Consider the following 13,071-nt stretch of genomic DNA (forward strand, 5'->3'; position numbering starts at 1 on the left):
AAAATATTTTTAAATTAAAGGTTTATCACTTGCGATAATGCCATTATTGTCGGCATAAACAAACATTCCTGAGTTCAAGGTTAAATCACCAAAGCTAATTTCAATATCGGTTTGACCTTCATCGCGGCGATTTGATTTGCGCGGGATGCAACCAAGCGCCATGACGCCGATATCCATTTGCGCCATATCATCTACATCACGGACGCAGCCATATACCACCACTCCTGCCCAGCCATTATCAATCGCTGACTGTGCTATCATATCGCCGAGCAACGCGCAGCGCATTGAACCGCCACCGTCGACGACCAAGACTTTGCCATTACCGTCTTTATCTTTGCCATCGCTATTCAATAAGGATTTTACGCGGCTATTATCTTCAAAGCATTTTACCGTCACGATTTCACCGCAAAATCTGTCTTTACCGCCAAAGCTATAAAATGATTTGCCTTCGATATTGGGCAAACATACTTGCGACTCAGGATTGGCATCCAATAAATCACAAGTTACAAAGTTGTCTTTATTCATCGCGGTTGTTTCTGCTGTATCTGACATCGTGACGCTCCTTGTTTAAGTTAAATAGTTGAATTATCTATCGTGAAATCTGAGTTTTTATTAATTTATGCTTAGGCTACTTTCTGACTTTGGTCATTGCTAGTAGCTGTTTGTTTTCAATAATATCCGTGTCTGTAGCGGTAGGCTCACTACGATATTTATTACGCTGATAAACCTCATGCGCACTCATCGCCATAGCACTGGCAACGCGCTTGGCAGAAATAGGATGCAAGGATAATGACTCGGGGACGATCGGCGAGATCAGCTTAAACGCTTTTTGACCAAAACTTTCCAGTGGACGACCTTTATGTTTACCAAGCAATAACGATGGTCGCAGAATTACCAACTGGGTAAAACCCAACGCCATAATAGACTGCTCAGTTTCCGCTTTGACTCGATTATACAAAAAGCGGCTGTCGATATCTGCATTCATTGAAGACAACAAAAAGAAGTTCTCAATGCCTTTAGAACGGCATAATTTGGCAAAATTGACATTATAATCATGGTCGACTTTTCGAAAAGCTTCATCACTACCAGCCTGCTTTTTTGTGGTGCCAAGGCAGCTAAAAGCATCCGTGTTATTATCAGCGCCGACGCTGGCAAATATTTCAGCCAAATTATCAAAGTCATTGACCTGATAAAAGCGCATGCTGGCATTGATATAGCGAGGCGGTCGCCGTGCAATCACAATTAACGTATCATAAAGCTCACTAAGCTGCTTAACAAGATACTGCCCTACCAACCCTGTTGCGCCAATTACAATTGCTTTTCGCTGCATAGCCTATCCATTTATATTATGTTGGATTATTTATAATACTGAGAAGATATGTCTTCTAGAAATCTATTGCTTCCGTATCATACCTAAATTAACAATTCACTAGCGCTATTCTACACAATTTATTGTAAGAGATTTTATCAGCATTAAGGGTTAGGATAACTTCTTTTAGCATTAACTATCAAATATATTGTTCTAAGCGCAATAATTTGCTAAGATAACCGGCTTTACACGTCAACGCTGTTTAATTATTCCAAACAGTTCTGGCGCGACCGATGCTCTATTATTATTTGGCACTTTAAATAACAAATAAGTGCCCTAATAATAGACATCGACATCATGTTTGGCGAGAGGCTGCTCGTCACCGATGATTGTTAAACCCATTATTGCAATCAACATTCATATTTTTATCTGTCTTTATCAAGGAGATACGCGTGGCTAATACTGCACAAGCTCGTAAACGCGCCCGTCAAAACACCAAACGTCGTCAGAACTCTGCGTCACAACGCTCTATGGTTCGTACTTACCTAAAACGTGTTGATGCGGCTATCGCTGCTAAAGATTACGACGCGGCTACCGAAGCTTATAAAAAAGCGGTACCAGTTCTTGATCGTATGGCTGACAAAGGTATTATTCATAAGAATAAAGCTGCTCGTCGTAAGAGCCGCCTAAACAAAACTATCAAAGGCCTACAAGCTTAAGACAGTTAATGTTTAGACCGCATCATACTTGATAGTGTGATGACCAAAACCTTGCTACTGGTTCTAAGACTGGGGCAAGGTTTTTTTATACCCGTTTGAAAGTTAACAGTTAAAAGCTAGCAGTTAAAAATATTCAACGCTGAGTAAAATACTTAGGTCCATTTTACTTCTGGTGGCAATAGCAATTTGCTTGGATGAAAACCAGCGGCACGGTAGCCCTGTAATAAATCGCTGATTGGACGAATATATACTTGCCCGCGCCAAACGAAATAGGCATTGGCCTGCTCAAAAGGCTTATCATCAAACCACAAAAACACCCCTTCCATCATCTTTGGCCAATCATTCCAATCAATCTCAACCACGTCTAGCATCACTGCCAAAAACGCTGATAGCAAAGTATCATGACTGACCGCCAGCATTAAATGCCCATGTTGAGGCTGGTTTTGATAAAAAAGCGATAAAAGATCAAGTCCACCTTGATAAGCGTTTTTCGTACCTTCAAGATTGCCTTGTAAGAAGCGATTGATAAAGTTTAGCACACCAATTTCTTTAAAAATCGGGTTGGCAATCTCAGGTTCGGTCACCAGACTACCAGGTTCAACCAGTAGCGATTGATGGGCAATATCACGTCGTAGCCCTGCCCCCTCTTGCATCAGCTGCGCGGTATCAATACAGCGACCAATCGGACTTGAAATACTATCAACATCGAGCGAATACGGCAGATGTTCTGCCAACCAGCGTCCCCAAGACTTTGCTAATACACGGCCCTTAGGCGTTAGCGGCAATTGATAACTGGCAAAACCATCGCCGTCAGAGCGCTCACGCAAAGAATGTCTGGTAAATAAAATTAGTCTTTTATCTACCGGCAACAAACCGATCGAAGACATCATACTGTCAGGTAAGTGAGAAGGGGCAGGTGCATTCGGCCTGAGGTTCGTAGGCTTTTCAGTCGGTGTCGGTGGTCCCGATGGGGTATTATTAGGCAATTTACTCATGGTAGTAAGGGTAGCAGATTTCTTGATGAGAATGAACAGAATATAAGGTCAGTTGTACTATAGCTTATTTAGCTATATATCGATATAAGCGCTTGGTTAACAGGATTTAGCCAATATCCACCACTTTGTTCCAGATGAACGCTAAGTTAGTACTGCTTACTTCATTGGGATAAGCACGCGGATTCACTATCACTCTTGTTTTGTTAATTTGATAGTCAAAGGCTTCATGCGTATGTCCATGCACCCAAAGGGCCGGCGCCCAATCCTCATGCATCCAACTTGATAAATCACTGACAAAGGCAGCATTGCTCGGTAAGTTAGCAAATTTCTCAGATACCGATAATGGGCTAATACTATGATGACTCATGACGACGGTTTTTTTACCTAATGATTTAGCAGTTATTAGCGCTTGCTGAAGCCATTGGCGGTGCTCAGCATGAATTTGCATCGATACTTCAGGTGAAAACAGCTTGCCACCCGCGTAAATTTGCTTATAATCACGCATAAAACGTCTAGCAACTACCATCGTATCTGCATTAGCCTGATACTGATAGTCTGTCCACAACGTACAGCCTAAAATCCGTACCTCACCAATATCAATATGCTGACACTGTAAGACGCGCACGCCTTGCTGTAACTCAATATTATAATTATCCCAAGTTGCTAGCTTTTTATCAAAATGCAGCACATCTTCATTGAAGTACTCGTGATTGCCCGCGATGGTAATCAAAGGCACTTGCAAATGCGCGGCTTGCTCTTGTAGCCATGCCATACCATTATCACTATTGGCGGTATCTCCTGCTACTAATACCACGTCTGCGTCGGTCTTAGGAATGCGCCCCATCGGATACGACTGCCGAGCATAACTATCAATATGTAAGTCACTCAAAATCTGTAATTTCATAGGATCTACTATCATCCAATCATACTGTTTATAAAAATTGCTTTTTTCTAAGCTTATTACTAGCATCAACTTAACCAGTGTAGCAGCTTTTTGATAATGGGCAAAAAGTAAAAAAGACAGCGGATTAGGCTGTCTTTTTACGGTTCTGTTAATTTTAAATACTAAATACTGTTAAAAATCAATTGTAATTTAGCCGCCGGATCTGCTGCTTGCGTAATTGAGCGACCAATTACCAAATAGTCAGAACCATCTGTCAATGCTTGTTTTGGCGTACAGATACGTTTTTGATCATCTGCATTGTCGTCTAGCAGACGAATTCCTGGGGTGACCAGCTTGAAATCTTGACCACACAATGCCTTAAGCGTCTTAGCCTCCTGCGCGGAGCAAACCACACCATCAAGCCCAGCTTGCTTGGTCAATTGTGCTAGACGGCTTACTTGTACATCCAAACCATCGGTGATTCCGGTTTGTGCCAATGCGATATTGTCCATAGAGGTCAGCACAGTGACAGCAATCAGCAACGTCTCAAAATTACCATCTATCAAGCGCTGCTTGGCCAGTGACATAGCCTCTAGGCCCGCGCTTGCATGAACGTTGACCATCCATACCCCAAGCTCAGCTGCGGCTAATACAGCTTGTGCTGTGGTATTAGGAATGTCGTGAAATTTCAAGTCTAAAAATACTTCAAAATTGCGCTGATGCAGCGCTTTGACTATTTCAGGACCGCAGCGGGTAAACAGCTCTTTTCCCACTTTTAATCGACATAACGCTGGATCTAATTGATCAGCCAGCGCTAAAGAGGCATCTTTGGTCATATTATCCAGTGCAACGATGACTGGAGAATTGATGGTGTTATTCATAATTGTGCCACTTTTTATCAGTTTAACAAATCATCATATATAAACGTATTAGTACAAACAGGCTTAGTTAGCACTCAATAATCTCGCTTTTGCTTGGTTAAAGTCGCACCATCGTCTAGCTCACTGACACTACCACTATGAACATTACTCGCTGTTGCACCATAAACCGCTTCTTGTACCGTTGGCAAGTTAGCTTGACGATCAATGACGATATTGGCTTGCGTCACTTGCTCTTGCAAATTGGCGTTCAATTTTTGCAGACGTGAGATTTCCCACTTATTTTGTAGGACACGGAAAATAAGCAGCGCGAGTAGCATTCCAATCACAATGCCTAGTAGTAAGCAGAGAATCAGTAATAAGCCTAAATTCATTGTCGGTGCTTGTGAAAACAGTAGGTTCACCCCAACTTCAGTATTATTGGCCAGTACCAAACCAAGCGCGTAAGCAAAGCTTAAAAACAGTAATACCAGCAGTAAAACGCGCATCAGACGTCTCCTTTTGTGTTGAATCGTATGAACCGTTTAACAAAAAACGCAGACATGCTGACGGCTCTGCTTTATTAACCGTTTGCTACTTTATCATTGACCGCTTCCCGTAGTGCTTTGCCAGGCTTAAAGTGCGGAATCGCTTTGGCAGGAACAGGAACGCTCTCACCCGTCTTAGGGTTGCGTCCCATACGAGCGCGGCGATGATGGAGACAAAAACTACCAAAGCCACGTACTTCTACTCGCCCGTCATTGGCTAATGTATCGGTCATCAAATTTAATATTTCGCGTACTGCATCATCGACAACGGTGTCCGTTATATTGTCACAATTCGCGCTCAGATTACTAATAAATTCGGACTTGTTAATTGCTTGCTGCATTATCACAGGGACCTTGTAAATTAATAGATAAGTTGGTCGTGAGTTAAACCCCTTTCATAAGAAAACGATAGAAAAAGAAATATTACTTAAGTGAATAGGCTTAAGATAACAAAATCTAGTCATCTATCAAATCCTTATTCATCGATAATAAAACCGCCTTGACTTAACGCCGGTCAAGTAGCAATCAGCCTATTCCTCATTCTATAATTATTTAGGTTTATCTTCACATCTCTTTACTCAATGTTGCAAATGATAGCGGATATGAGGGTAAATGGAAATAAGAGTTTCCTTTTTTATGGGAAATCTTAAAACATACTGACTCCTCCGCAAATATAATCATAAAAAAAAGCGACCGGAGTCGCTTTCTTTTTACAGTATAACCATATCAACAATATACAGCTTACTGCATTTGTTCTTTGATCAAGTCACCAATGGTTTTTGGCTGAGCGTCAGAGCCGGCAGCAGTAGTAGTCCCAGTGCTTCCCAATTCTTTAATCGCTTGACGTTCTTCAGCTTCGTCTTTTGCTTTGATTGACAAGCTGATGTTACGAGTTTTGCGATCAACACTGATGATTTTCGCTTCGACATCGTCACCAACAGACAGATGCTTAGTTGCATCTTCAACGCGGTCACGTTGAATCTCAGAGGCACGTAAGTAAGCTTCTACTTCGTCAGCAAGTTCAATAGTTGCACCCTTCGCGTCTACTTCTTTTACTTTACCATTAACGATAGCGCCGCGGTCATTGTTGACTAGGTATTCGTTGAATGGATCAGAGCTTAACTGTTTGATGCCTAAGCTGATACGGTTGGCTTCTGAATCTACAGACAATACCATTGCTTCAACGGTGTCGCCTTTATTGTAGTTACGGATAGCTTCTTCGCCAGTTTCGTTCCAAGAGATATCAGACAGATGCACAAGGCCATCGATACCACCGTCTAGACCGATAAAGATACCGAAGTCAGTGATAGATTTGATCGTACCAGTGATTTTATCACCGCGCTCATGTTTCTTATCAAACTCATCCCATGGATTGGCTAGGGTTTGTTTGATACCTAAGCTGATACGGCGACGTTCTTCGTCAATATCAAGGATCATCACTTCAACTTCGTCACCCACTTGAACAACTTTTGATGGATGGATATTTTTGTTGGTGTGATCCATTTCTGATACGTGTACTAAACCTTCGATACCTTCAGAGATTTCCGCAAAACAACCATAATCTGTTAGGTTAGTGACGCGTGCTTTCACCACACTACCTACTGGGTATGTGCCGCCAACGTTATCCCAAGGATCCGTACCAAGTTGTTTTAGACCTAGGCTGACGCGATTGCGCTCACGGTCAAACTTCAATACTTTAACTTTTAGGTCTTGACCAACTTCAACCACCTCAGATGGGTGCTTGATACGGCGCCATGCCATGTCAGTGATGTGAAGCAAACCATCAATACCACCAAGATCAACGAATGCACCGTAATCAGTTAGGTTCTTAACGATACCTTCGATCTCGATACCTTCTTCAAGCTTGTTCAATAGCTCTTCACGCTCAGCTGAGTTTTCAGCTTCCATAACAGCGCGGCGACTTACCACAACGTTGTTACGTTTTTGATCTAGTTTGATAACTTTAAATTCTAGTTCTTTGCCTTCTAGATGCGTGGTATCACGAATCGGACGAACGTCTACCAATGAACCTGGTAGGAAGGCGCGAACTGAACCGATATCAACGGTAAAGCCGCCTTTTACTTTGCTAGAAATAATACCTTTTACAATCTCATCATTGTCAGAGATTTTTTCAAGGAAATTCCAAGTCTCGACGCGTTTGGCTTTTTCGCGTGACAGTAAGGTTTGACCCATACCGTTATCAACCGCTTCAACCACTACGTCAACTGTGTCGCCAACTTCAACTTCAAGTTCGCCTTCTTCGCTTAAAAACTCTTCACGAGCGACAATACCTTCAGATTTTAGACCTGTATCAACAGTGATCCAGTCGCTATCGATGGCAACAACAGTTCCTGTAATAACCGAGCCACGCTCAATATCCAGACCTGTTTCTTCGATGCTCGCTTCAAATAGTTCAGCAAATGATTCCATTATGTCTACCTTTGTATAGCCGTATCCTGTCCAGCACAGTACGGATCAAATTTATGACTGTATAAAACGAAATACTGGTTTTATATCTTATATAGCCATATAAAAAAACGTTTGTTGTTAATAAGCGAAATTTTTAGCAAGCTCATTAGCAACAACTGTCTTTTAATACTTTCTGTAATTTTATACTAAAATGGAAGCTATAGGAAACCTTTTAGTACTTAAAATGTTGTTTTTATTAACGATTAAAACTAACACCCTTGTCCTGACAATGTTTTTTTACCAGCTCATAGACCGCATCAGCGTCTAGGTTTGAGCTATCTAAAACAAGTGCATCTTTTGCCGGTTTTGACGGTGCTGTTGCTCGGTTCTCATCACGATCATCGCGGGCTTTAATCGTCGCAAGAATTGCGCCAAAATCTGCTATCTGTCCAGCCTTTAAAAGCTGTGCCACGCGGCGCTCAGCACGAGCTTGTGCACTGGCCGTCAGATAGACTTTAACATCGGCATTTGGAAACACGACTGTACCCATGTCGCGACCATCGGCTACCAATCCTGATTGCGTTGCCATGTCTTGCTGCAATTTAAGCAAAGCTTGACGAACTTTTGGATAGACCGCAATTTGTGAAGCGTAACCGCCAACCGTCTCGTTACGAACTTGCTCGCCAATCTTTCCGCCATTGACGATAATATCTACGCGTCCTGATTCACTATTAGGCTCAAAAACAATCTTCAGGTTTTGGGTCAATGTTAACAGCGCTGTCTCATCAATACTTTGCTTGTCATTTGTATTAAGCAGACCTGCTTCAAATGCCTTTAGACCAACAATGCGATATAACGCCCCAGAATCTAACAACTGATACCCTAACGCTTGTGCTAAGCGCCATGTAACCGTGCCTTTACCTGCACCACTTGGACCGTCAATACAGATAACCGGATAGCGCAATGATGGCATGTTACTATTCTCATTAGCATCAGGTATAGAAGCAGTCATAACACTCACTTAATCGTAGGCATGGCCTACATAGTGGTAAATAAAGTAATTTTTATTGATTTATCAAACGCTTGCACGCTAATAAACTTGTTCGCAAGCAAATAGGGCAACAGTATAGCAAACAAACCTACTCATCACTAGCAATGACAATAATATCTTGTTAACAGTAAGTGCTGACTTTTTTGTCCTACTTCTTATCTTTTAGCGCTTGCCGGCGCTCACGAAAAAAGTTCTTTAGCATCTGACTGCTATGTTCATGGCACAAACCTTTATGTACTCGAATACTATGATTGTAAAAAGGCTGGGTAGCCAAGTTCATTTGACTACCTACCATGCCAGCACGAGGCTCACTCGCTGCATATATAAGTCTATCGACGCGAGCATGAATCAGCGCGCCAATACACATGGTACACGGCTCTAAAGTCACATATAGCGTTGTTTGTAATGGTAAACGGTAGTTGTTTAAACGCATACAAGCATCACGTAACGCGACAATCTCAGCATGCGCAGTGACATCATGACGTCCAATCGGCTCATTAAATCCTTGCCCAATAGCCTGCTGATTGTGTACCAATATTGCCCCTACTGGCACTTCTGCACGCGCAGCACCTTGCTTAGCAAGGTTAAGCGCTTCTTGCATCCAGTTAACATCTTCGACTGACCAAAATTCATCTGTAGCAAGTTGGTAGTTAACTGCCTGAAATGGCTGCAAACTTACATTTTGTAAATTTTTCATTTATTGTGGTAACTGCCAATCAATCGGCTTTTGACCATGCTGTATTAGATAATCATTGGTTTTAGAAAATGGCTTAGAACCAAAAAACCCACCACGATTGGCAGCAAGTGGCGATGGATGGACAGCGGTCAAAATTAAATGTTTATCAGTATTAATATATTTGCCCTTTTTCTGAGCTTTACTGCCCCACAATATAAATACCGTATGCTCTGTTTGTTCATTGACCACATCAATCACCGCATCGGTAAACTGCTCCCAGCCTTTATTTTGATGGCTGTTTGGCGCGCCTTCTTGCACCGTGAGCGAGCTATTCAACAATAAAACGCCTTGCTGTGCCCAATACGTCAAATCGCCATGTTTTGAAGGTGCGATACCGATATCATCTGCCATCTCTCTTAGCACGTTATTTAGTGACGGCGGCTTTGGAATGGTTTTTGGTACAGAAAATGATAGCCCCATGGCTTGACCTGGACGATGATAAGGATCTTGACCTAGTATCACGACTTTGACCTGCGATAACGGCGTCAAATTAAAAGCATTAAACATCAAAGGTGCAGGTGGATAGATACTGTCGTCTGACTGATACGCCTCTTTTAAGAACGCCCGTAAATCATCCATGTTATTAGAAGTCAATTCTTCTGCTAAGGCTTGTTTCCAGTCTTCTGGTAAGCGCACATTATCTAAAATCGCTTTTTTTTGCGCCTCTGTTTTTGCGGATGTCTCATCGAACAATTCCATGGTATGTCCTTTTTTATTTGTTATAGAATTAAAATACTTTCGCCAGTATTTTAAATGGGATTTAAAACTGTCTTAACGCAAACTGTTTTTCTATAATAAATTATAGCAATAAAAAAACGGCTACCGCAGTAACCGTTGTTATCATATTAGTAGCAAAAACTTAGCTAGCCAATGATTCAGAGTCTGGACGCGGCTCATGAGTCTCAACGACCGTTAAGATAATACGACTGTCTGATGAACCTCTATCCGAAGATTTGCCGCTATTTTTCTCAAGCTTAACAGAATCACTGTCTTGCTCATTAACGTCTTCAGGCGCTAAGGTTAAGTGTACTACCCCACCATTCACCAAGTCGCCAAACAAAATCATACTTGCCAATGGCTTTTTAATCTCGTCTTGAATCAGACGCTGCATAGGACGCGCACCCATTAGACGATCATAACCTTTATCGGCCAAGTAATCACGAACTTCGTCATCGATCTCAAGCGTCACTTGCTTATCATCGAGCTGAACTTGTAGCTCAACCAAGAACTTATCGACCACCGATACCACGACCGAGGTATCTAAAGCGTTAAACTGAATAATCGCATCTAAACGGTTGCGGAACTCAGGGGTAAAGACACGTTTGAGCGCTTCTGTATTGTCGCGGCTATGGTCTTGCTGGGTAAAGCCCATAGAAGAACGGCTAATACTTTCAGCGCCAACGTTAGTGGTCATGATGACAATGACTTGTTTAAAGATAGCAACGCGGCCATTGTTATCAGTCAAAGTACCATGATCCATGACTTGTAATAACAAGTTAAAGACATCAGGGTGCGCTTTTTCAATTTCATCAAGCAACAAGACACAATGTGGATGCTGATTGATTTTTTCGGTCAGCAAGCCACCTTGATCATAACCGACATAACCCGGAGGCGCACCAATCAAACGTGACGCAGTATGTGCTTCCATATATTCTGACATATCAAAGCGTACCAACTCTACACCCAATAGATTTGCCAACTGACGCGAGACCTCCGTTTTACCAACCCCAGTAGGACCAGCAAACATAAATGAGCCAATTGGTTTATCCGGTGCTTTTAACCCAGCTCGCGACAGTTTAATCGCATCAGCCAAGGTTTCAATCGCTTCATCTTGACCAAACACTAAGTGCTTAAGGTCACGATCTAAATGCTCGAGAATACTCTTATCATCACTCGATACTGATTTGGGCGGAATACGCGCAAGCTTAGCAATGATGGCTTCAATATCTGCCACATCGATTTTTATTGGAGCGCGTTTGGCTTTAGATTTTTTATCGCCATTTGCTTTTGCCCGATCATTCGCTTTTGCCGTCTCTGCTTCATCTTGCATTTCATTGGCAGTGCTTTTCTCATCAAAACCGTCATCGTCAGTATCACCAGCAAGACCTTCTTCATCGGCCTCGATTTGCGCATCAAAGTCTTGTTCTAAATTAGCAATAAAGCTTTCTTCTACATCAATATCGTCCGCATCAGCCACGATACCTAAGCGCTTATAAGCCCCGGCTTCATCGATAACATCAATGGCTTTATCGGGTAAAAAACGTTCGTGAATGTGTTTGGCCGATAATTGAACAGCGGTTATCAAGGCTTCATCGGTATATTCGACATTATGAAATTCTTCATAACGCGGCTTAAGCCCACGTAAGATATCGATACTGTCATCGACACTTGGTTCTTTTACGTCAATTTTTTGGAAACGACGTGATAAGGCATGGTCTTTTTCAAATACCTGACGGTACTCGGTAAAGGTCGTTGAACCAATACAGCGCAGCTCACCATTAGCAAGTGCGGGTTTGATTAAGTTTGACACATCCATATTGCTACTCATTGACGAACCTGCGCCAATGATCATATGAATTTCATCAATGAACAGAATCGCATTGGGTTTTTTCTTTAGCGCATCCAGTAGCGATTTCATACGTTTTTCAAAATCACCGCGGTACTTAGTGCCAGCGATTAATGAGCCAATATCTAGGCTATAAATCACACAACCATTCAAAGGTTTTGGTGCTTTATCATTGATAATCAGCCACGCCAAACCTTCGGCAATCGAGGTTTTACCAACGCCCGGCTCACCCACCAATAGCGGGTTGTTTTTACGGCGGCGACATAATACTTGGGCCGCGCGTTCAATCTCAGGGCCACGGCCAATTAATGGGTCAGTTTTGCCTTCAGCGGCGCGTTGGTTTAAGTTGGTTGCAAATTCAACCAATGGATCTTTACTGGTTTTGTCAGAAGCACTGCGGCGCTCGCCAGTCATCGACGCACGTGGCTCAGATGGCTCATCTTTATCTTGACCATGCGATAAATACTGAGTCAATTCAAGACGGCTGATACCCTGCTTTTTAAGCAAATAAACGGCATAGGTATCATGCTCTGAAAACATCGATACTAAAATATCAGAACCTTCAACCAAACGACCACCACCGATAGACTGCACGTGAAAAATAGCACGTTGCAAAATTCGATCAAAACTCTGGGTTGGCTGTGGTGATTGTTCAGAATCTGCGTCTACAGTTGGCGTATGCTTATTGATATAAGCTTCTAGCTCACTACGCAACGTTGACACATTGGCATTGCAAGCAGTCAACGTATTAGCAGCATTGGTATTTTCCAATAATGCTAATAGCAGATGTTCAACAGTGAGATACTCATGCGATTTTTGGCGCGCAAGTGTCATTGCTAAACGCAAAGAAACTTCAAGATGACGACTTAACATAAGGACTTCCTACGGTTGTACCTATCTTATTATTGATAGCTTTATGAATGAGTTAGTAACTAAATCAGGGCAATAGATGGATTGTTCAAGGGCGATGTTGAGATTATTAGGAGACATGACTGCAT

At 42.2% G+C, this 13,071-nt stretch carries 13 protein-coding genes; 1 reads left to right on the forward strand and 12 read right to left on the reverse strand.

Features of this window, described 5'->3' with window-relative positions:
• Positions 1-9: 9 nt before the first annotated feature.
• Complete coding sequence (rraA, locus tag B4K26_RS09440) at positions 10-525, reverse strand: ribonuclease E activity regulator RraA (protein WP_296245249.1); 516 nt, start codon at positions 523-525, stop codon at positions 10-12.
• 103 nt (positions 526-628) lie between these two features.
• A complete protein-coding gene (locus tag B4K26_RS09445; protein WP_296245089.1) occupies positions 629-1,330 on the reverse strand; it encodes an NAD-dependent epimerase/dehydratase family protein in 702 nt (233 codons plus the stop codon).
• A gap of 431 nt (positions 1,331-1,761) precedes the next feature.
• Between B4K26_RS09445 and rpsT the strand changes: the two genes are divergently transcribed.
• Complete coding sequence (gene rpsT / locus B4K26_RS09450; protein WP_010200097.1) at positions 1,762-2,028, forward strand: 30S ribosomal protein S20; 267 nt, start codon at positions 1,762-1,764, stop codon at positions 2,026-2,028.
• A 152-nt stretch (positions 2,029-2,180) separates the two neighbouring features.
• On the opposite strand, the gene B4K26_RS09455 is transcribed toward rpsT, so the two are convergent.
• From B4K26_RS09455 to clpA, 10 genes are all read right to left on the reverse strand, one after another.
• Positions 2,181-3,023, reverse strand: coding sequence for a histidine phosphatase family protein (locus B4K26_RS09455; protein WP_296245091.1), 843 nt, complete (start codon positions 3,021-3,023; stop codon positions 2,181-2,183).
• A gap of 106 nt (positions 3,024-3,129) precedes the next feature.
• Positions 3,130-3,927, reverse strand: a complete 798-nt coding sequence (locus B4K26_RS09460) for a metallophosphoesterase (RefSeq protein ID WP_296245092.1) — start codon at positions 3,925-3,927, stop codon at positions 3,130-3,132.
• Positions 3,928-4,088: 161 nt separating this feature from the next.
• Positions 4,089-4,787 carry an orotidine-5'-phosphate decarboxylase gene (gene pyrF / locus B4K26_RS09465; RefSeq protein ID WP_296245094.1) on the reverse strand — a complete coding sequence of 233 codons (699 nt, stop codon included), beginning with the start codon at positions 4,785-4,787 and terminating at the stop codon, positions 4,089-4,091.
• A gap of 74 nt (positions 4,788-4,861) precedes the next feature.
• Positions 4,862-5,272, reverse strand: a complete 411-nt coding sequence (locus tag B4K26_RS09470; protein ID WP_296245095.1) for a lipopolysaccharide assembly protein LapA domain-containing protein — start codon at positions 5,270-5,272, stop codon at positions 4,862-4,864.
• A 74-nt stretch (positions 5,273-5,346) separates the two neighbouring features.
• Positions 5,347-5,652 carry an integration host factor subunit beta gene (locus B4K26_RS09475; protein WP_296236252.1) on the reverse strand — a complete coding sequence of 102 codons (306 nt, stop codon included), beginning with the start codon at positions 5,650-5,652 and terminating at the stop codon, positions 5,347-5,349.
• Between the two features lie 400 nt (positions 5,653-6,052).
• The gene (gene rpsA, locus B4K26_RS09480; RefSeq protein ID WP_296245097.1) at positions 6,053-7,741 is read right to left on the reverse strand and encodes a 30S ribosomal protein S1; all 1,689 of its coding nucleotides are present in this window, start codon (positions 7,739-7,741) and stop codon (positions 6,053-6,055) included.
• A gap of 235 nt (positions 7,742-7,976) precedes the next feature.
• Complete coding sequence (cmk, locus tag B4K26_RS09485) at positions 7,977-8,732, reverse strand: (d)CMP kinase (RefSeq protein ID WP_296245098.1); 756 nt, start codon at positions 8,730-8,732, stop codon at positions 7,977-7,979.
• A gap of 187 nt (positions 8,733-8,919) precedes the next feature.
• Positions 8,920-9,468, reverse strand: a complete 549-nt coding sequence (gene tadA, locus B4K26_RS09490) for a tRNA adenosine(34) deaminase TadA (RefSeq protein ID WP_296245099.1) — start codon at positions 9,466-9,468, stop codon at positions 8,920-8,922.
• Positions 9,469-10,206: a uracil-DNA glycosylase gene (locus tag B4K26_RS09495; RefSeq protein WP_296245100.1), complete on the reverse strand. Its 738-nt coding sequence runs from the start codon at positions 10,204-10,206 to the stop codon at positions 9,469-9,471.
• A 160-nt stretch (positions 10,207-10,366) separates the two neighbouring features.
• Positions 10,367-12,946 carry an ATP-dependent Clp protease ATP-binding subunit ClpA gene (gene clpA / locus B4K26_RS09500; RefSeq protein WP_296245102.1) on the reverse strand — a complete coding sequence of 860 codons (2,580 nt, stop codon included), beginning with the start codon at positions 12,944-12,946 and terminating at the stop codon, positions 10,367-10,369.
• Positions 12,947-13,071 lie beyond the last annotated feature (125 nt).

Source organism: Psychrobacter sp. UBA6766, assembly GCF_002453355.1.
Classification (GTDB): domain Bacteria; phylum Pseudomonadota; class Gammaproteobacteria; order Pseudomonadales; family Moraxellaceae; genus Psychrobacter.

Excerpts from the sequence above, each read along its gene's own strand:
- rraA (WP_296245249.1), bottom strand. The coding sequence starts at position 525 with ATGAATAAAGACAACTTTGTAACTTGTGATTTATTGGATGCCAATCCT.
- B4K26_RS09445 (WP_296245089.1), bottom strand. The coding sequence starts at position 1,330 with ATGCAGCGAAAAGCAATTGTAATTGGCGCAACAGGGTTGGTAGGGCAG.
- B4K26_RS09455 (WP_296245091.1), bottom strand. The coding sequence starts at position 3,023 with ATGAGTAAATTGCCTAATAATACCCCATCGGGACCACCGACACCGACT.
- B4K26_RS09460 (WP_296245092.1), bottom strand. The coding sequence starts at position 3,927 with ATGAAATTACAGATTTTGAGTGACTTACATATTGATAGTTATGCTCGG.
- pyrF (WP_296245094.1), bottom strand. The coding sequence starts at position 4,787 with ATGAATAACACCATCAATTCTCCAGTCATCGTTGCACTGGATAATATG.
- B4K26_RS09470 (WP_296245095.1), bottom strand. The coding sequence starts at position 5,272 with ATGCGCGTTTTACTGCTGGTATTACTGTTTTTAAGCTTTGCTTACGCG.
- B4K26_RS09475 (WP_296236252.1), bottom strand. The coding sequence starts at position 5,652 with ATGCAGCAAGCAATTAACAAGTCCGAATTTATTAGTAATCTGAGCGCG.
- rpsA (WP_296245097.1), bottom strand. The coding sequence starts at position 7,741 with ATGGAATCATTTGCTGAACTATTTGAAGCGAGCATCGAAGAAACAGGT.
- cmk (WP_296245098.1), bottom strand. The coding sequence starts at position 8,732 with ATGACTGCTTCTATACCTGATGCTAATGAGAATAGTAACATGCCATCA.
- tadA (WP_296245099.1), bottom strand. The coding sequence starts at position 9,468 with ATGAAAAATTTACAAAATGTAAGTTTGCAGCCATTTCAGGCAGTTAAC.
- B4K26_RS09495 (WP_296245100.1), bottom strand. The coding sequence starts at position 10,206 with ATGGAATTGTTCGATGAGACATCCGCAAAAACAGAGGCGCAAAAAAAA.
- clpA (WP_296245102.1), bottom strand. The coding sequence starts at position 12,946 with ATGTTAAGTCGTCATCTTGAAGTTTCTTTGCGTTTAGCAATGACACTT.